We start from the raw sequence: 18,969 nt of genomic DNA, 5'->3' as shown, positions 1-18,969 counted from the left end.
ACGTTTTTATTATTTTAATCACTAAATACTTGCAGATGTAATTGAAATCCGCTTTAACGAATAATTTTATAAAAACTGCAAGGTGAAAATGTGGGTGATGAATGGAATATTGATCTGAAGATCCCTGACATAGGGACGATGATCACACTACTGTCGACTGCTATATGTTCTGTTATTCTCAGTGCCGCAGAGATCGCATATACGATGATGTGGATCACTGCCGCCTATGAGAGGAACGGTAAGGATTTCTTCATTGATCTTCTGACAGCAGAGACGCTGACATGGACTGCCGAATATATCGTTGTCGCAGGTTCGCTTCTGCTATTGTCATCAATGGTCTTCCTGCTTTCGACGGCATATGCATTGTACGAACTTAACGGACTTTCACAGGATGAGGAAAAGAAGATACACAGGAAAATCCTCTTCGGACTCTTTGCCGTGGGACTTGTATTGCTCTTTATGGCACTGATATCCGCGATTATACTGAGGTACCTGTAATTACGATCATAAAGGATTCTTTGCTCAGGAAGGAGATAAAATGAGCCTGAATATCAGCGGGACCATAAAAGAGGTCCCAAAGCAAACAGAAACTCCTGCGGTTTCACCGGAGGAAGTTGCAAAAACAGCTACCAGGACGGAAAGGGTTCTGTATCCCGTATCTGCCATCGTGGGTCAGCAGAAAATGCTTCGTGCCCTGATTCTGAACACAATCAATCCGTCGATCGGCGGTGTGCTTATACGCGGTCAGAAAGGAACAGCTAAATCGACCGCTATCAGGGGACTGGCAGAGGTACTGCCTGAGATCGAGGTGATAGAAGGATGTCGGTTCAACTGCGATCCCGCAGATTCTGATAAGTTCTGCTGGGAATGCATGGAAAAGAAAATGAACGGCAACCTCCGGGTGCACAAGCGCCAGATGAAGGTTGTGGATCTGCCTGTCGGTGCCACGGAAGACAGGGTTGTGGGCAGTCTTGATATCGAAAAGGCGGTCCGCCAGGGTGTCCAGGCATTCGATCCGGGCATACTCGCTCAGGCCAACAGGGGAATTCTCTATGTGGATGAGATCAACCTGCTTGACGATTTCGTGGTGGATGCCCTGCTCGATGCTGCAGCAATGGGTGTGAACACCGTGGAGCGTGAGGGTGTGAGTGTAAGCCATCCTGCAAACTTCATAATTGTCGGCAGTATGAACCCAGAAGAGGGTGAGCTCAGGCCGCAACTGCTCGACAGGATTGCCCTGCAGGTGGAGGTCACGGGTATCTTCGATGTGGAGCAGCGTATCGAGATCGTTGAAAGGAGAAACCAGTTCAACGATGATCCGAAGCATTTCATCCGTGAGTTCGAGACCGAGCAGGAAAAACTGCGCTCAAAGATACTAAAGGCAGTACAGCTTCTCCCGAGGGTGAGCACCACAAGGGAGAACCTGCGTACCATAGCCGAGATATGTATCGCTTTCAATGTGGACGGACATCGTGCAGATATCATGATAGAGCGTGCGGCCCGCACCAATGCAGCTTATGAAGGACGGGAACGTATCACAAATGACGATATTATCGAGGCCGCAGAGATGGTCCTGCCTCACAGGATGCGCAAGAAGCCGTTCGAGGAAGAGGAATTCAGCGCGGACCAGCTACGTGCGGTAGTCGAGGGCAATATCTGAAAGGAGGCCGGGTATGAGCAGTGAAGAAACCGTCCTGCGCCTGCGCAGGAACCTGTCAGGGAAATATGACATCAGAGTTATGTATGTAGATGAACCTGTACTCGGTCTGCGCATTCCCGGAAGATCCGTATCCGATATCTCAAAGGTGGATACGGATACGCTCTACAATTTGCTGTATCTGAATATCGAACAGCTAAGGCCTGCAGAGATTGAGTCTGTTTACTTAATAGCCGATTCCGATCACCTGAAAGTGGACCCGGTTCTTTTCTTCAAACCATTTCTGCAGGGAGATGCTTCCTATGATCCCGCTATATTCGGGATGGGCGATTCTCTATCCGAAGGTATCGAGGAGATTAAGGAAGACGAAACCCCTGAAGATAAAACGCTCACTGAAGAGGCGGGTAATGAAGTAACTGTTAACAATGAGTTCGATTTGGTTTCGGAGAATGTTTCTCCGGAAGAAAGCTCGCCTGATGTTCCGGAGGAAGGTGATGACAGTTCCATGATGGAAATAGAACTGGGTCCGGCTTACTCTGAGACTAAAGACCTGCCTGATGGCAGAGATGAAATACTGCGGCCGCAGGACGGGGATTGTTCTGAGATATTCTCCCGGCCAGCTTCGGATAGTGATACCGGAGTTGTCGTGGAACTGACTCCCAGGATCTATGTTCCAGGCGGGGAGTACGAATCTGATGACGTCGTATCTTCACAGGAACAGGATGATATCGCCCCGGATAAGATGCCAGAAAAGATTAAAAAGGATCTTCAGGATGACCGGGTTGTGGGAAAGATACTCAACGATTTTGCCAGAAATTCCCAGAAAAAGAGGCTTGCTTCGGGCAGGCTCAAGTCCGGCAGACGTGCTGAAGTGCTGACCAAGGGTAAGCGTGGTCGCTATGTCAGGTACAGGATGCCCGGAGAGAAGATAACGGATATCGCGATAGCACCAACGGTAAGAGCGGCGGCACATCATGCAAAGGACGGGAAGATCGAGATCAAAAAGAGCGATATAAGAGAAAAGGTACGCAGAAGGCGTATTTCCAGCCTGATAAATATAGTCTTTGACACTTCCGGTTCCATGGATGACCATGAGAAGATAAGGATCACAACGGATGTGGTCATAGCCCTGCTGAAAGACGCCTACCAGAAACGTGATAGGGTGTCCCTGGTGACCTATTGTGGCAGGTCCGCAGAACTGGTACTTCCATTTACATCGTCAGTGGAAGCTGCCAAACGCTATCTTGAAAAGGTACCCTTCGGAGGTACGACACCCCTTGCATCGGGTATGCTTACAGGACTGGATACTCTTCTGAGAGAGCTGAAAAAAGAACCCTCCGCAGTTCCGATTATGATACTCGTCACGGATGGAACGGCAAACAGTTCCCTGAATCTTGGTGGCAATATAAGGCGTGAGATCATGCAGGTCTGCAGGCAGATATCCAATTATCACATCAATCTGCTTGTCATAGACATTAGTGAGAATGGTTCAACACTTTCACAGGAAGTAGCCATGCAGAGTGGTGGCAGCTACTATCACCCGAGGTCTCTCAACAGGGAGGATATTTATTCTGCAATATGCGAGGAAAGGAACTCCAGGACAGACTTTGCGGCAGTGTGACTTTTTTTCCTGCATCAAAACATTCGTTTCATCTCTACTTTCAATTTCTGCCTGGTCAACATCACCTTTAATCTCAGAGGTACAAACGTTTAATACGCTATATTGTACTATAGTTCACTATGGCCACGACGATACAGATCAGTGAAGAACTGCGGGCTGAACTGGCAAATCGGAAACTCTTCTCAAGGGAGACCTATGAAGAGGTCATCTGGGACCTGTTAGAGGACACCAAGGAGCTTTCAGCTGAAACTAAAAGAGAGATAAAAGAATCACGTGAGCAGATCAGGGCAGGTAAATTTTCAACTCTGGAAGAGATCAGGGATGAGCTGGGTCTATGACGTATAATATTATCTTTTCTGAAAACGCAAAAAAGCAGTTTCAGAAGCTTGAGCAAAATGTGCAGAAAAGGATAATAGCATCTCTTGAGAGGATCAGGATACGCCCCGAAAGCTATATCTCAAAACTTGTGGGTGACCCGGGTTATAAGTACAGGGTGGGAGACTACAGGATCATCCTTGACCTTGACAATGAGAACCTGTACATACTTGTAATTAAGATAGGGCACAGGAAGAAAATCTATAAGAGATGAATTCTTTCCGTCCAGCTCTGCAGTAACGGATGTCTTGAAAAATAGCCGATACTGATACTCACCAAAAATCATCTAGTATAATCTGCAATTTGCAGGCAATATGGGACCCTCTTTATATAATGTCAGATATTAGCCATAACTATGCTGGAAAAACTTCATGATTCATTACTGAAAGCTCCCATCGTTCACAGGGGAGAATACCACTACTTCATTCATCCGATATCCGATGGTGTGCCGTTCCTTGAACCGGAACTGCTTGATGAGATCACGGAGCATATAATGGAGATAGCTGATACGGATGTTGACAGGATCGTTGCCATTGAAGCAATGGGTATCCCTCTTGCCACTGCCCTCTCTTTGAAAACAGGTATTCCTTTCTCTATCATACGCAAGCGTCCCTACGAGCTGGATGGCGAAGTCATCCTGTCCCAGAAGACAGGTTATTCTAAGGGTGAGCTCTTCATAAATGCGATAAAGAAAGGCGACCGTGTTCTGATCGTTGATGATGTTATCAGTACGGGAGGAACACTGATGGCACTCATCAGCGCCCTGAAAGAGATTGGTGCCGAGGTGAGCGATACGATTGTTGTAATCGAACGTGGTGAGGGAGTTGCCGGCATGCGTGAGCTTGGATTTGATGTCAGGACACTGGTCCGGATAAATGTTGATGAGAACGGTGTCTCTATTGAGGAATGACATGGAAAGAGAGGGTTTTGATTTTCAGATAGATCGTATTATATCTATTGTCAGGGACAGTGATGCAAAACTTGTGGGACTGCAGTTTCCAGAAGGATTCAAGCGCCGCTCACCCGGCATAGCAGCTCGTGTTGAAGAGGAGACGGGAACCAGTGTGATCATATCGGGAAATCCCTGTTTTGGTGCATGCGATCTTGATGTAGCCCTGCTGGACAGGGTTGATATTATGTTTCATTTCGGGCATGCTCAGCTTGATGACAATACACTTTCAGGCAAGGTCTATTTCATTGAAACACGCTCCAGTGCAGCCATTAGTGAGGTTGTTGAGAATGCCATTTCTGAACTAAGAGGACAGAAAATAGGTCTTATCACCACCGTCCAGCATGTACATAAACTGGAGGACGCCTGCAGGATACTGGAAGCCGATGGTAAGGAATGTGTGATAGGTACAGGTGACAGCAAGATAGCATATCCCGGGCAGGTGCTCGGATGTAATTTCTCTGCGGCCCGCAGTGAGGAATGTGACGAATATCTTTACATCGGAAGCGGAGAATTCCACCCTCTTGGAGTTTCACTTTCAACAGGAAAGAGAGTGCTTGTGGCGGATCCGTTTGTCAATGAGATACGTGAGGTCGATCCATCGAGGATACTCAAGCAGAGAAGTGTCGTGATAGCAAAATCCCTGGATGTTAATGTTTTCGGGATAGTTGTATCCTCAAAGCCGGGACAGGAAAGGCTGGAGCTGGCCGGGAGACTGAAAGATATTGCGTTAAAGCATGGAAAGCAGGCCCATATATTGTCCATGGACCTTGTGACACCAGACCAGCTTCTGCAGTTTAAGGTGGACGCCTTTGTGAATACCGCCTGCCCGAGACTTGCGATCGATGAAGTTGGCAGGTTCCATGCTCCCATGCTCACCCCGCAGGAGTTTGAGATTGTACTTGGCGAGAGGGAATGGGATAATCCTGTCTTTGATGAGATAACGGGTGAGTGAGTGAAACAGCGCAGACTTGAGATATTGCTTGAACAGGTGGAGGGCTTTGATTCTCCCAGTGCCGCCCTTGAACAGTACCCCACTCCTGCGGTGCTTGCGGCTGAGCTTCTGCATTTTGCCTATATGCAGGGTGACCTGGAAGATACGGTCTTTGATCTTGGGTGCGGGACCGGGATACTTGCCATCGGGGCCAAACTGCTTGGGGCTGAAAAGGTGGTCGGTTTCGATCTTGATAATAAGGCTCTTGAGATCGCCAGGAAGAATGCTGAAAAGATGGGTGTGGATGTTGAGTTTTTGCATTGTGAAATCTCCGAGGTGCAGGGGCATGCGCATACCACTGTAATGAACCCCCCTTTTGGTGCACAGGCAAAGGGTAATGACCGACCGTTCCTTTTAAGTGCATTGAAGACCAGTGATGTGGTATACTCGATACACAATTGTGGGAGCCATGATTTTATCGAAAAGTTCATAGGAGATGCCAGAATAAGTGACTGGTATACTACGGGGTTTCCACTGAAGAGAACGTTCAAATTCCATAAAAAAGATGTAGAAAGGATTAATGTAGAAGTATATCGTATTATGCGATAAATCCTTAAAGTAAAATGCAGTTTTACTTGAATGAACTATATTCTCAAATTTTGAATCAGATCTCAATACCATAAAGATTTATACGAATTTCAGTTTTATAAGAGGGATTTTAATTAGGATAAGAAATAGAAGAAAAACTTCCCGCAGAAAGATCAAGTCCTCCGGTTCAGGAGATGAAAAGGGCGGTGAAGTTGACAAATCTGCTGAAGCTTCTCAGTCTCCGGATGAGTCTGTAAAGAAGGAAAAGGTCACTGCAAAAGGCTCAGAGAAACAGTCAAAAAAGAGCGATACGTCAAAGAAGCAGCCGGAGAACGTATCCAGGGAAGAAGATAATATGAGCGAAGAAGAAAAACAGTTTGTAATGCCCGGTGACCTTATCGGTACGACTGAAGAGTTCACAGCCGGAGAAGGAACATATGTGGATGTAGGAGACATTCACTCTATCAGCACGGGATATGTGAACATTGACAGAAAATCAAGGACAATCTCCGTAGTTCCTAAAACAAAGACTCCTCCTGAGCTATGTGAGGGCGATATAGTAATTGGCGGTATCACCAACTTGCGCGATTCTGTGGTTCTGGTAGATATAGGCGGGATCAAGGGCAAAGGAGAGCGTGAGTTCCAGATGGATGGCCTTGCAGCGATCCATGTTTCAAATGTGAGGGATTCCTATGTCAAGAACCTTTCACAGGAATTCTCCATGTCCGATATTGTCAAGGCAAAGGTCATTAATACCCAGAACATGAGGCTTACCACATCCGAGAAATCACTTGGTGTTATGAAGGCTTACTGCTCAAGATGCAGGAGCGAGCTTCAGATGGACGGTAAAAGACTCAAATGTCCTTCATGCGGACGCACCGAAAAGAGAAAAGTGTCCTCCGACTACGGAACCGGCATTTTCTGATATTACAAATAATCTGTTTCAGGTGAGAAAAAGATGGAATTAAAGATCATTGACAAGACTGATGACGAGATGCATCTTGAGATAAAGGGAGAGACACATACCCTTCTTAACATGCTCAAATCAGTTCTCCTTGATGACGAGAGGGTTCAGATAGCAACTTACGATATGAAGCATGTATCTATCAGTGATCCTGTACTGTTTGTTAAAACAGATGGTGCTGACCCCATAGACGTCGTGAAGGATGCTCTGAAAGAACTTATTTCCCAGTGTGACGAGTTCGTTTCGGTTTTTACCACTGCAGTTAATGCATAAGTTCAAAAAGACACCTTAAGTGTTCCTTCCTGATAATACGGGAAGGTTTTATTTTTCTATTGTTTTATAAGCCAATGTTTGCGGTAATTTTATACCTTAAGGCATGGCCTAATATTCGATAAATGCAATATTGATCAGAGGAGGTACAATGAAGGTAATTGCTTTTAACGGAAGTCCCAGAAAGGAAGGGAATACTTCCATGCTGGTGAATTATGTTTTTGAAGAGCTCGAGAAGGAAGGGATCGAGACCGAGATGATAAATCTCACAGGCGAGAAACTGCGGGGATGTACGGCCTGCATGAAATGTTTCGAGACCCAGGACAGGAAATGCATATTCGATGATGATCCTGTGAACGGATGGATAGCTAAAATGGATGAAGCTGATGGCATCATACTCGCATCGCCTACTTATTTTTCAGATGTCACAACCGAGATGAAGGCCCTGATAGACAGGGCAGGTTTTGTGTCCAAGGCAAACGGGGATCTTCTTGCCAGAAAGACAGGAGCTGCTGTTGTGGCGGTACGCAGGGCGGGTTCGATCCATGTATACGATACGCTGAACCATTTCTTCGGGATCAGCCAGATGGTGGTTCCGGGATCGAGTTACTGGAACATGGGGCTTGGTCTTGCTGAGGGTGATGTTGCCGGCGATGAGGAAGGAATTCAGACCATGCGCAATCTTGGAAAGAATATGGCGTGGCTTATGCAGAAGCTATACGGATAGTTTTTAACGAATGCTCTTAATTATTAATTAGTAGTATGTGTCTGGAATACCGGACGAACAACAGGAAATCGGTGAACATATGGTACTTGATGATGCAGCACTTCAGAAATTCAGTTTTATCCCACGTGGAATGAAGGACGCGATAAATATCGATCCTCTCCAGACAGGCGGCAAGCTTACGGAAGATGCAAAACGTACACTTCTTGAATGGGGAGACGGCTATTCTGTCTGTGACTATTGTGGCGGAGTGCTGGACCTGATCAAGAAGCCTCCTATCGAGGAGTTCGTGCACAGCGTTCTCCCGGAGTTCTTGAACACGGATGAGGTGAGAGTCACCCACGGAGCAAGGGAGTCAAAGTTTGCTGTTATGCACTCCATGGCTGAGAAGGGTGACTACATTGTGCTGGATGAGCTTGCGCATTACTCTTCATTCGTTGCTGCCCAGAGGGCGGGACTCAATATCAGGACCGTTCCACATAGTGGCAGCCCGGACTATAAGACCGATGTGGAAGCATATGCAACTGTTATCGAGGAAATTACCCGGGAGACCGGTAAAGCCCCTGCACTTGCACAGGTGACCTATCCTGATGGCAGCTACGGAAACCTTGCGGATGTAAACAGGATATCCGATCTCTGCCACAGGTATGATGTACCCCTGATGGTCAACGGTGCATATTCTGTGGGAAGGATGCCCATTGATGCAAAGAAGATGGGTGCTGACTTTATTGTGGGAAGCGGACACAAATCTATGGCTGCTTCCGGTCCTGTGGGTCTGCTCGGTGTGAAAGAGGATTATGCTGATATAGTCTTCAGGAAGTCTCCCACCCACAAGAACAAGGAAGTAGAACTTCTGGGATGTACCGTGAGGGGCGCTCCTATCATGACCATGATGGCCTCGTTCCCGCACGTTGTGGAGCGTACAAGGAACTGGTATGATGAGGTTGCCGATGCACGCTGGTTCTCTTCAAGGTTGGAGGATCTTGGTATCATGCAGATGGGCGATAAGCCCCATGACCATGACCTGATGTTCTTTAAGGCTCCGGTGCTCTATGATATCTCACAGACCGCCAAGAAGGGACGTTATTTCCTGTACAGAGAATTAAAACAGAGGAATATCCACGGCATTAAATCCGGTCTTACGAAATACTTCAAGCTCAGCACTTTCCAGGTGGGTAGAGAAAACTTAAAATATGTTGCAGACTCCTTTGAGGAAATCATTGACAAGTATCAGAAGAAGGAGTAAGGCCCTTCTGATTACTGGCAATAAAATTTGAATGCCTTTTAGCCACGCAAAAAGTAATCAGATAATGCCCGACAAGAAGTCACCCCGAACAACACAAGCTGACGAAGCGTTAAACAAGTATAAAGATAAGGCAAGGACGTTCAGCAAGGATTTCAGTAAACTGATAATCCTTTTTATTTTAGGTGTCCTTCCACTTGAAACTGTGATAATAGCCAACAATCAGGAACTGATAACGGTTCCTGGTCTGGTGCTCGCCTTCCTGGAAACCACTGTCCTCTTATTGATGGCTTTTATTATGGCGACCGTGCTTATAAAACTGACAGTTTACCTGATCCCCGACAGCTTTGGTAATGCAGGCGAGCAGGAAGAGAAGATTCTGTTGAGCAAGATGTATATGGCTTTCATATACTCTGTGGCGGCATTGGTTGTTTTCTGGCAGCTTGGCCTGAGCCTTCAGAACATAGCCATATTCCTTGGTTTGCTTACCACGGGTTTTGCCTTTGCGCTCAGGGATATCCTGCTCTCCTACTTTGCATGGTTCATATTGCTGACAAAGAAACCATTCAAGATAGGCGACTATATAGAAGTGGGCGAGGAAGAGGGAATCGTGAAGCATGTAGGCTTGTTCTACGTTGTGGTAGATCCCTACCCTCATGTGTACAGCGATTTCTATAAGATCCCGAACAAGACCTTCCTTGAGAACTCAATAAGAAACCATGGCAGGGGCAGGTTCAAACTCAGTTTTGACCTCTACCTTGAGGAAATCCCAGCATACCTGGATGAGAGGATCGAGAAGATAAGGGAAAAGGCCGGATCCATCGGTCACGGTGATGCGCTTTTCCATCTTGGCTCCGACCAGGACGGCGTGAAACTTATAACCGAATACAAATCCACCTTCGAGGCCAGGGACAGGATACGCCACCAGCTTATCAGCATAATCCTGGAAGAGCTAGGTCTCACAGGAGCCCCTGATATCGCCGGCATCCACGAGAACAAAGCTGTGAGCTATTCGATCTGAAAGATGGATATGATGCTTGAAGAGCTGACGATTACTAGTAATCGATTCTTCTTTTTTCAGATATGTTCTGTCAACCATTGCCTGTAATAGTTTAGTTGTTCAGGTGTGTGAAAGAAATGTTCGCCATTCTCCATTACTTTCAGGCTGCAATTGAATTCCTTTGCAAAAGAATTCACAAAATCAAATTCGCAAAGTTTGTCTTCTTTTCCGTATAGAATTGCAGTCGGGATATCCCAGCGAACCACAGGATTATCTTTAACATAGCAATAATAATCCCAGTATAATGTCTGTCCGACGGGAGTGGGGATTTCCTTCTCAATCTCTAACTGTTCCTTGCTTACGTTGAACCCTGTCATTAGATTGTCAATGATGCGTTCCATGTTGACAACGGGGGAAAGGAACAGGCATTTCTGTAGGGGCATTTCCTTATACGCAAGCAAACTGAAGTACGCTCCCATGCTGCAGGCAAATAAGGAAATATCAGTAGCTTTTGTTCGTGCATGGTCCATGATTTTACAAAGGTCGCTGACACAGTTCTGAACCTTGCAGGTTACAGGCTCATCTTTTCTGTCTCCATGCTGCGCCAGATCAAAACTAAGTACCTGATAACCCAATGGAATCGTTTCTTCAGCAAGAATGGAAATTGGAGTGTCAGTTTTGTGTGACATGTTTCCATGCACTGCCACATACAGTTTTGAACTGTCCTCACCCCATAATACAGCCGGTATATTGTCGATCATTAAATCGTGTTTAATCATAATTTTCTTCCTTGAGAAGTTTAATTGCTGGATACCTAAAAAAGCTTGCATTGGGAAAAATCCGAAGAAATTGCTGCTGCATTGAATAAAATTAATCCAAAGGATTCGGGTTTAAGCTCAAATATCGTTTTATGTGGGTGACTCTTTCCATCACCACAAAATCTATAATCTCAGTCTGCAATACAAATTATAGATGTTTTTAACGTGCGGCTGTGGTTTAGCGGTATGACAGAGGCTTCCCAAGCCTTTAACCCGGGTTCGAATCCCGGCAGCCGCAATAAAACAATTATATCAATGTTTCTAAATAATCCTGTTATTTAGGATGTTACTAGTATAATTAATTGGAGTTAACACAAAATAATGATTTTTCTAAACCTCGTCTGAAATTAACAGAGATTGTCTTGACTTTTAAATCTCTCATTAATATAATCTGCAGTTATATGGGCGTCTATGGTAAAGCACATACTTTTAATTGGTCGCAAGGAAAGTAAGCTGCAAAATGAAGCTAAAATCCTGACGGGGTAAAACCCGATCATGAAACAAACTTCATTAACTTGTAGTCAAAAATGAAGTAAAATACAGAACGGATTAAAAACCGGTTCTGCAATTGGCTTCATGCCTTGTGACCATCATATTATTCCTTCTCCGCATCGTGACACCAGAACTAAGCAAGATGGCAGATTGTAACCAGTAAAAGAAAATAATTGCTGACCTTATGGTGTCATCTACTCTCTTTCTCCTGGTAATAGGTTTGTGGTGGTAAATGTGGTTTGATAAATCTACAATTTTCATCTGAGTATTCTTCTAAATCCACTCAATCCCTACACTAAGTGTCGAATAAAGCATTTGTACTTTGAAACCAGCTTAGAAAAGTACGGCAAGATTTAAAACTAATATCGTTTATATGAAATGTTTATTCTTTGTATATCATATGAAGGGATAGTATGAAAATTGTAATCATCGGAGCCGGTGAAGTCGGGTTTCATATTGCAAAGGCACTTCATCAGGCAAATGACATCATTATCATTGATCAGAGTGAGCAAGCATGCGAACGTGCTGATCAACTCGATGTTCAGGTCATACAGGGTAATGGTGCTGATGTTTCAATTCTCAATACTGTGCTTGATGATGCTGACCTTCTTGCTGCAGTTACGGGTTCTGATGAGGTAAACATTGTTGCCTGTATGGCATCAAAGCTTCTAGTTAAAGATAGTAGGCATGTGAACACAGTTGCAAGAGTAAGTAATCCGGATTATATTGACAAACCTATTGCTGAACGTCCGCAGATAGGCATAGATACAATGATATGTCCTGAACTGACACTTGCCTCGGAAGTTGCCGAAATTCTGGCAATTCCCTATGCTATAGGTGCTGAATACTTTGCAGAGGGCAAAGTGGAGATGATGGAGTTTTCCATAGCGGAGGATAATAAACTAATTGGTCAAAATCTCCAGGAACTTAATCTTGCCAATTGTTGTATAGTTAGTGCAGTTTTCAGAGATGCACAGGTGATCATACCTCGCGGGCAGGATACTATACAGGAAAACGATCACATTGTCGTCATCGGAAAACCTGCCGCAATGAAAGAAGTTCGTGACATGTTCGGTGAAAAGGCAGGCAAACATAGCGATGTCATGATTATAGGTGGAGGAATTGTAGGCTTCTATCTTGCGAAACTTGTCTCTATGGGTGAATTCAATTTAAAGATTATTGAGGCTAACAAGGCACGTTCTGTGCAAATTGCAGAAGAACTGCCAGACACGCTTGTGCTTAATGGTGATGGTACAGACATCAATCTCCTTAAAGACGAAGGTGTTGGAGATATGGACGTTGTCATAGCGGTGACCAATAGTGACGAAAAAAATCTCCTTTGCGCACTTATAGCTAAACATCTCGGAGCGAAGAAGGTAATAGCCAGGGCTGATCGTTCTGATTATGTTTCACTTTTTGAGATGGTCGGCATAGATAGTGCAGTAAGCCCCCGACAAACCACGGTAAATGAGGTTCTAAAACTCACTATGGACCAGGGAATTGAGACCGTTACGACCATCGAAGGTGAAAAAGCGGAGATCGTTGAATATACAGCTTCTAAGAAATCAAAGATTGTAGGAAAACCATTGAAAAAAGTCAAGTTCCCTTCGGGTTCTATTGTAAGTATGGTTGTCCATAATGGTAACACCGTTGTTCCCCGGGGTGACTATGTTATAGAAGAAGGGGACAGAGTAGTGGTTTTTGCTCTGCAATCAGCAAACACTAAAGTCGAAAAACTGTTCAAGTGAAAGATCAGGAACGTTAAAAAATGAACTATACGATCATTTTTAATTTTGCAGGCAACTTATTGAAGTTTTTAAGCCTCGTAATGGTCGTGCCTCTGCTTGTAGCTGTCTATTATGGCGAATCTTTGTTGCCTTTTGGAATAACAATAGCTATCACAGGTATTCTTGGCATTATCTTATCTCGTGTCTATAGAGTTGAAGGTGAGTGGAAAGTAAAAGAAGGACTGGCAATTGTAGTTTTTGCATGGATAACGGCTGCAATTTTCGGATCAATCCCCTTTATGCTTGAAGGCGTTTCGGTCATCAACTCCATATTCGAAACAATGTCGGGTTTTACATCCACCGGAGCCACTGTTTTGGTCGATATTGAGGCATACTCTAAAAGTCTTCTTTTCTGGCGTAGTATGACACAATGGATAGGTGGAATGGGAATTATTGTATTGTTCATAGCAATTCTTCCTAAACTTGGTGTTGCCGGAAGACAACTGTTCCGTGCAGAAGCTCCGGGACCCATGGAAGACAAATTAAAACCAAGAATCAGGAGCACTGCTAAAACATTATGGTCAGTGTACTTCGTTATATCTTCACTTGAAGTGGTAGCTTTGTTGTTAGCCGGTCTTTCCCTTTACGATGCTGTAACACATACGTTCTCAACAATGGGATGTGGCGGTTTCTCGCCATATGGAGAGGGAATCGCCGCTTTTAATAGTCCTCTGGTAGAAAGCATTATAACTCTGTTCATGTTTGCCGCAGGTGCAAACTTCGCTCTCTATTACAGAACAATCTTTTCTGACAGGAGCAGCCTGATCAAAGATGAAGAGTTCAGAACATATAGCTTAATACTAATATCCCTGACACTTGTATTGTCAGTGGTTCTATGGCAGGATGCTTACCAGAACATCTTTGAATCATTCAGATATGCCATATTCCAAGTAGTTTCCATATCCACAGCCACAGGGTTTGCAACTGTGGACTTTAACATGTGGTCTGATTCTGCCAAGTTTGTTCTGCTTGCTGCCATGTTCGTAGGCGGAACTGCTGGTTCGGCAGCAGGTGGTGTAAAAGTTGTTAGATCACTTTTGTTCGTGAAATTAAGTTTTAGGGAACTGTTCAGGCTACTTCATCCAAAGTCTGTCAGACCTATAAAGTTCAACGGCAAGGCTGTTCCAGAAAACGTTATTATGTCTGTTGTTTCTTTTTTGGGCCTATACATACTTTTATCATTCTTCACAGCCTCTGTACTTGCCCTGCAGGGAGTTGACATTGTAAGTTCGTTGACGGCATCCTTTGCCACCATTGGAAATATAGGCCCCGGATTTAATATAGTAGGGCCTTATGCTAATTTTGACGTAATCCCTTTCCTTGGAAAGGTTATGCTAATAGGCAATATGCTATTTGGAAGATTGGAATTGCTTACTGTCTTTGTTTTGTTCTTGCCTGAGTTTTGGGAAGAATAATCAGAATTGATTTAATTATAATCAATTTCAGACTGTGCCATATATATGGCTATACATCCTGTTCCTAGAGCAGTGATAATTAAGGAAACAGTATTTCCTGTCTGAATATGCCACAATCCTCCCGTAACTGATAACAAGATACCTATACTTAACGCTACATTCTTCATAACAGATATCTATTAATTATCATACTTTTAGAATTCGGCTCACTAATTGAAAGTTATTGAATGGGGGATTATGACATGTTCGCATATAATCACGTTTCCTTGACCCACAGGTAGCTTCCACCGGCTTCGGGAATGGCAGAACCAAGCTCTGCATATGCAAGCCCGGTAAAAGTTGCGATTATACCATTCAATAGAAACGCAAGCAGGACAGCAGGTCCGGCTATTCCTGTAGCGATGCCGGTGAGCGCGAAAATACCCGCACCGATCATCCCGGCAATCCCTATCATCGTTATATCAAAAAGTGTAAGGTCCCTGCTCAGGCTAACTCGGATATCATCATCTATTGGCACATTAGATTAGAAAAACACTCTCATACATAATATTTTCCGTATATGTCCGGTTTAAATACACAATCTCAAAGACAGTCAATTCAACATTTTCATAATTGTTAAATAGGCAATAAATTTATAAAAGGGTTGGAATATACCACTTTATGAGGAATATAAATGTATGTTAACTTCCATTGCATGAATCCGCAATGTAGCTGCCTCATAAACAAGGAAATACGGCAAGATCGTATCGCGTTTATGGGTATGGGGAATGAGGGCACGTTCAGTATGCTTTCACCGTGCCCCAGGTGTGGATATCCCAATACACTGACCATAGGGTCAGGAAGTCAGGTTACGGGGATAGGAAATCAGCAGATAGGAGCAGGAGATCAGTTAATAGGACTGGAAAACAGGCTGATGAAACTCAGGCATCAGTTCATCAAAGCAAATAACCAGCTTATAAGTATAAGCTAAAAATACCGTAAAATATCGCTTCATTGATCAGCAGCCTGTAACGTGCTACGTTACAGCATTTTTTTTACATTCCTGGTCATTTACTTACTTTGACGTTTTTTCTGAAACGAAACTTCAGGCAGATCTTATACCACATTCAGCGTTTTGTGAGATCAAATTTCTTTTAAGAATATGTGAGATGTGGCTGAGAGGAAACAGGTAGCCACGTTTTATTCTTAAAATAGAAAATAGGATTTAATCAGATTCTCTCAGGGGAAGAGTCTGATATTCTCCACGGACCCGTATGTTGAAGGTAATATCATATCAACAGTAGCTGTTGCTCCTGCTTCGGGAGTAAGGACTATCTTCACTTCTGTCCTGGGATAGAGATTGAGTCCTGAATATTTCAGAGGTGCTGCCCCGCCTTCACCGCCTGTGGAATCTACGAGGTAGAGATAGTCGTGTGCAGTAGCTGTTGTGCTTGTAGTAGCTATGTATATATCAATAAGATCGCCGCTGTTCATGGTAGGCGTTCTCTGGGTAAATGACCCGTCTTCATCCCTTACCCTTTCGGCGACAAAGAAATTTCCTGCATTTGACTCTGTTCCTTCGCGAAGAGTAAGAGCTCTGAGGCGTCCTGTCAGGTCCTGGCTTGTATTGTATTCGGGCATGCTTCCTCCCACAGAAGCTTTTTCCTCATTCGCATAGACCAGCTCATTTGTAGTGGTCCCGTCAGTTATGGTAATTATCACCTGTCCGATATCAACAGGTTCGCTGGCTGCGTTGAGTCCGACATTTATCCTGAGAAGATCAACCGTTGAGGACATGTTAGTAGGAGAGGTTCTTGCACGAATACCTTCTATCTCTTTTACCTGGAGATTTGATGACGTTTCCTGCGTTGCCTGCTTACCGGTAGCCTGAGCATTCTGCTGGAGTACGCCGCTTGTCTGGATCAATACCGCAGCCGCAACAGCAGCTACCAAAACCATTGCAATGAAGATGATAAGGGTACCAATACCTATCTGTGCATTGTCGCTCCTTAATGAACGTGGTCTGTTATTTGCCTTCATTCTATCACTCTCAGGACAATGTTATAATATTGTGTATTTCTTACACTGTTTTCTCTGTTTATATATTTATATTTATGTATAAATCTACAGAAAAGTCTCTCTAATATTCAGCATAATACATTTTTGAAATAAAAAGTAAAAGTAATTGTATAAGAGTGCTAAAAAATAATAAAAATGTACTGTAATCTGATAATATCAGGGATACAGCTTAAGATTTTCCACTGAACCGTATGTGGACGGCATTACCATATCGGCAGTGGCTGCTGCACCATATTCCGGTGTCAGTATTATCCTGAGTTCAGTTCGCGGGCTTATTGTGAATCCTGAGGCCTTTAGTGGTGCTGCTCCGCCGGGTCCTCCTGTTGTATCCACAAGGTACAGGTACTTGAAAGCGGTGGCATCTTCACTTACCGTACCCACATATAGGTCAACAAGATCTCCGGTATTGATCGTCGGGTTATTCTGTGTGAACGAACCGTCTTCATCCCTTACCTTTTCAGCTATGAAGAAATGTGGGATATTCGGTGTCGGATCCCCGCGCATGGTAAGTGCTCTTAAGTGGTTGGTGAGGGTGCCGTTGGTGTAATAGTAATCCATCGTCCCTACGCCTGCTTTATCCTCATCGGCGTAGACAAGCTCATTGGTAGTGGTCCCGTCTGATATGCTTACTATCACCTGGCTCAGGTCGACAGGTTCGCTTCCTGCATTAAGCCCCACATTTATTCTCAGCAGGTCCACCGTCAGGGACATATTGGTTGCTGAAGTCTTTGCACGAATTCCTTCTATCTCCTTTATCTGGAGATTTGACGATGTTTCCTTTGTCGCCTGATTCCCGGTGGATTGTGCCTTTTGTTGCAGTACTCCGCTTGTCTGTATTAATACAGCGCCAGCGACGGCTGCTACCAATACCATCGCAATGAATATTATGAGAGTGCCAATTCCTATCTGTGCAGTTTTATCTGATCTGATGTATGATTTTCTGTTTTGTTTCATTCTAACACTCTCTGGCAGCATAAACCGGGTGGTTTTGTTAAAATGTGTATTATTTGAACATTTTTATATGTGTGTTTGTATAGCAAAATTGTATATAAATATGTGGCGGTACTTCTCGTAGATTTTTTTCGATTGATGCTATCGATTTTTGCTATGTTTGTTGGCTGGAAAATATTGATTATTGGAACATCATCAAACATCCCTGATACGTTTTATATCTTTTTTAGTCACTTTTGCACAATTTATATCTTGAAAACTGTATTTCTTCACTTGCTTTCAAGCAAAACCATTATATCTGGTTTTTTTATCTATACAAACGATTCTAAAACGTCCGTAAAGACCTAAAAAAGGTGAAAAAAGCTTGACAGAAATTAGCGCTGCTGTAAAAAAGGCGATTCGCTATAACATTGTTCAGAACATCCTGAAACACTATAAATGCCCTGATAGTTGCGGAGCACACTGTTGCAGCAAAGGGCAGATCCACCTTTTCGAAGACGAAATGAAAATGCTCACAATCCTGGATTCTGTAAAGGCGGGTGCGATTGTTGATGCAGATATCTATCCCGGGCTGTATCTCATGAGCGCACCGTGTTCGTTTCTGAACAGGACCGGCAGATGCGATGTATATGACAAAAGACCTACTGTTTGTGGTCTTTATCCATTTAAGGTAAACAGTTCCGGGAACTCCATTGGCCTGCAGCCGTGTCCCATAGGTTTTTCGATCATACGGGATTTTGCCTCCTGGATTGTGGATTCAAGTACAAAGTCTGGAATATCAGAGGAAGAAAAGCTCAGGATCTCGGAGGAATGGCAGAAAAATATGGAGCTGTATGCATCTGAACTTGAGGAATTTCACTTCAAAACCATATTGAAGGAGATGCAGATCCCCTTTGATGAGCTGGAAATGCTTTCAATGTTCTTAACTTCAAAAAATGCCAAAAAAATTCGGAATGCCCTTTCAAAGTAAGTTCGATGTATTGAGATATTTTCAGAAACAAACTTAATTATTTTCTTTATACGCCTTTGTATAATCTCTACTGGCAAAAGGTGCATTTAAATAATTGCGGGTTCATATTTTTTCCATGGGGAGAAATCTGTAATATCAGCTACTTGCCCCAGG

General features: G+C 44.0%; 21 protein-coding genes and 1 tRNA gene. 18 read left to right on the top strand and 4 right to left on the bottom strand.

Annotation, left to right across the window (positions count from 1 at the left end):
- The first annotated feature begins 90 nt into the window (after nucleotides 1–90).
- The 13 genes from HWN40_RS11675 (at nucleotide 91) to HWN40_RS11615 (ending at nucleotide 10,346) form a co-directional block, all read left to right on the top strand.
- Entirely contained in the window at nucleotides 91–498 is a 408-nt protein-coding gene (locus HWN40_RS11675) for a hypothetical protein (RefSeq protein WP_176965896.1), read from the top strand.
- A 40-nt stretch (nucleotides 499–538) separates the two neighbouring features.
- Nucleotides 539–1,660 carry a magnesium chelatase ATPase subunit I gene (locus tag HWN40_RS11670; RefSeq protein ID WP_246275913.1) on the top strand — a complete coding sequence of 374 codons (1,122 nt, stop codon included), beginning with the start codon at nucleotides 539–541 and terminating at the stop codon, nucleotides 1,658–1,660.
- Nucleotides 1,661–1,673: 13 nt separating this feature from the next.
- Nucleotides 1,674–3,278, top strand: a complete 1,605-nt coding sequence (locus tag HWN40_RS11665) for a VWA domain-containing protein (protein WP_176965895.1) — start codon at nucleotides 1,674–1,676, stop codon at nucleotides 3,276–3,278.
- Nucleotides 3,279–3,397: 119 nt separating this feature from the next.
- Entirely contained in the window at nucleotides 3,398–3,616 is a 219-nt protein-coding gene (locus HWN40_RS11660) for a hypothetical protein (RefSeq protein WP_176965894.1), read from the top strand.
- Nucleotides 3,613–3,867, top strand: coding sequence for a type II toxin-antitoxin system RelE family toxin (locus HWN40_RS11655; RefSeq protein ID WP_176965893.1), 255 nt, complete (start codon nucleotides 3,613–3,615; stop codon nucleotides 3,865–3,867). Before HWN40_RS11660 ends, HWN40_RS11655 begins: the two co-directional genes overlap by 4 nt.
- Before the next feature lie 141 nt (nucleotides 3,868–4,008).
- Nucleotides 4,009–4,563, top strand: a complete 555-nt coding sequence (gene hpt / locus HWN40_RS11650) for a hypoxanthine/guanine phosphoribosyltransferase (RefSeq protein WP_176965892.1) — start codon at nucleotides 4,009–4,011, stop codon at nucleotides 4,561–4,563.
- A gap of 1 nt (nucleotide 4,564) precedes the next feature.
- A complete protein-coding gene (dph2, locus tag HWN40_RS11645) occupies nucleotides 4,565–5,557 on the top strand; it encodes a diphthamide biosynthesis enzyme Dph2 (protein ID WP_176966403.1) in 993 nt (330 codons plus the stop codon).
- Nucleotides 5,558–6,145: an METTL5 family protein gene (locus HWN40_RS11640; RefSeq protein WP_176965891.1), complete on the top strand. Its 588-nt coding sequence runs from the start codon at nucleotides 5,558–5,560 to the stop codon at nucleotides 6,143–6,145.
- A gap of 334 nt (nucleotides 6,146–6,479) precedes the next feature.
- Nucleotides 6,480–7,049: an exosome complex RNA-binding protein Csl4 gene (locus HWN40_RS11635; RefSeq protein ID WP_176965890.1), complete on the top strand. Its 570-nt coding sequence runs from the start codon at nucleotides 6,480–6,482 to the stop codon at nucleotides 7,047–7,049.
- A 33-nt stretch (nucleotides 7,050–7,082) separates the two neighbouring features.
- Complete coding sequence (locus HWN40_RS11630) at nucleotides 7,083–7,361, top strand: DNA-directed RNA polymerase subunit L (protein WP_176965889.1); 279 nt, start codon at nucleotides 7,083–7,085, stop codon at nucleotides 7,359–7,361.
- A 148-nt stretch (nucleotides 7,362–7,509) separates the two neighbouring features.
- Nucleotides 7,510–8,085 (top strand): flavodoxin family protein, encoded by a 576-nt coding sequence (locus HWN40_RS11625; protein ID WP_176965888.1) that lies wholly within the window; start codon nucleotides 7,510–7,512, stop codon nucleotides 8,083–8,085.
- A 79-nt stretch (nucleotides 8,086–8,164) separates the two neighbouring features.
- Nucleotides 8,165–9,328: an O-phospho-L-seryl-tRNA:Cys-tRNA synthase gene (pscS, locus tag HWN40_RS11620; RefSeq protein WP_176965887.1), complete on the top strand. Its 1,164-nt coding sequence runs from the start codon at nucleotides 8,165–8,167 to the stop codon at nucleotides 9,326–9,328.
- A 64-nt stretch (nucleotides 9,329–9,392) separates the two neighbouring features.
- Entirely contained in the window at nucleotides 9,393–10,346 is a 954-nt protein-coding gene (locus HWN40_RS11615) for a mechanosensitive ion channel domain-containing protein (protein ID WP_176965886.1), read from the top strand.
- A 56-nt stretch (nucleotides 10,347–10,402) separates the two neighbouring features.
- Here HWN40_RS11615 and HWN40_RS11610 read toward each other — a convergent pair whose 3' ends face one another.
- Nucleotides 10,403–11,104 carry an alpha/beta hydrolase gene (locus HWN40_RS11610; protein ID WP_176965885.1) on the bottom strand — a complete coding sequence of 234 codons (702 nt, stop codon included), beginning with the start codon at nucleotides 11,102–11,104 and terminating at the stop codon, nucleotides 10,403–10,405.
- Nucleotides 11,105–11,310: 206 nt separating this feature from the next.
- Here HWN40_RS11610 and HWN40_RS11605 point away from each other — a divergent pair.
- The 3 genes from HWN40_RS11605 to HWN40_RS11595 all read left to right on the top strand — a co-directional run bounded on the left by HWN40_RS11605 (nucleotide 11,311) and on the right by HWN40_RS11595 (nucleotide 14,837).
- Nucleotides 11,311–11,381, top strand: a tRNA-Gly gene (locus HWN40_RS11605).
- Nucleotides 11,382–12,048: 667 nt separating this feature from the next.
- A complete protein-coding gene (trkA, locus tag HWN40_RS11600) occupies nucleotides 12,049–13,383 on the top strand; it encodes a Trk system potassium transporter TrkA (RefSeq protein ID WP_176965884.1) in 1,335 nt (444 codons plus the stop codon).
- A 20-nt stretch (nucleotides 13,384–13,403) separates the two neighbouring features.
- Nucleotides 13,404–14,837, top strand: coding sequence for a TrkH family potassium uptake protein (locus HWN40_RS11595; RefSeq protein WP_176965883.1), 1,434 nt, complete (start codon nucleotides 13,404–13,406; stop codon nucleotides 14,835–14,837).
- Nucleotides 14,838–15,093: 256 nt separating this feature from the next.
- On the opposite strand, the gene HWN40_RS11590 is transcribed toward HWN40_RS11595, so the two are convergent.
- Nucleotides 15,094–15,354: an amino acid permease gene (locus HWN40_RS11590; protein WP_246275912.1), complete on the bottom strand. Its 261-nt coding sequence runs from the start codon at nucleotides 15,352–15,354 to the stop codon at nucleotides 15,094–15,096.
- 237 nt (nucleotides 15,355–15,591) lie between these two features.
- On the opposite strand from HWN40_RS11590, the gene HWN40_RS11585 reads away from it, so the two are divergent.
- Nucleotides 15,592–15,807: a hypothetical protein gene (locus HWN40_RS11585; RefSeq protein WP_176965882.1), complete on the top strand. Its 216-nt coding sequence runs from the start codon at nucleotides 15,592–15,594 to the stop codon at nucleotides 15,805–15,807.
- A gap of 248 nt (nucleotides 15,808–16,055) precedes the next feature.
- Here the strand turns inward: HWN40_RS11585 and HWN40_RS11580 are convergent, their stop codons facing one another.
- Together HWN40_RS11580 and HWN40_RS11575 are read right to left on the bottom strand one after the other, a co-directional pair.
- On the bottom strand, nucleotides 16,056–16,856 hold the full coding sequence (locus tag HWN40_RS11580) for an archaellin/type IV pilin N-terminal domain-containing protein (RefSeq protein ID WP_176965881.1): 801 nt from the start codon (nucleotides 16,854–16,856) through the stop codon (nucleotides 16,056–16,058).
- A gap of 195 nt (nucleotides 16,857–17,051) precedes the next feature.
- Complete coding sequence (locus tag HWN40_RS11575) at nucleotides 17,052–17,849, bottom strand: archaellin/type IV pilin N-terminal domain-containing protein (protein ID WP_176965880.1); 798 nt, start codon at nucleotides 17,847–17,849, stop codon at nucleotides 17,052–17,054.
- Nucleotides 17,850–18,210: 361 nt separating this feature from the next.
- Between HWN40_RS11575 and HWN40_RS11570 the strand changes: the two genes are divergently transcribed.
- Complete coding sequence (locus HWN40_RS11570; protein ID WP_176965879.1) at nucleotides 18,211–18,816, top strand: YkgJ family cysteine cluster protein; 606 nt, start codon at nucleotides 18,211–18,213, stop codon at nucleotides 18,814–18,816.
- Nucleotides 18,817–18,969 lie beyond the last annotated feature (153 nt).

The sequence above is a fragment of the Methanolobus zinderi genome (assembly GCF_013388255.1).
GTDB lineage: Archaea > Halobacteriota > Methanosarcinia > Methanosarcinales > Methanosarcinaceae > Methanolobus > Methanolobus zinderi.
This window is presented reverse-complemented; position numbering and strand designations above follow the sequence as displayed.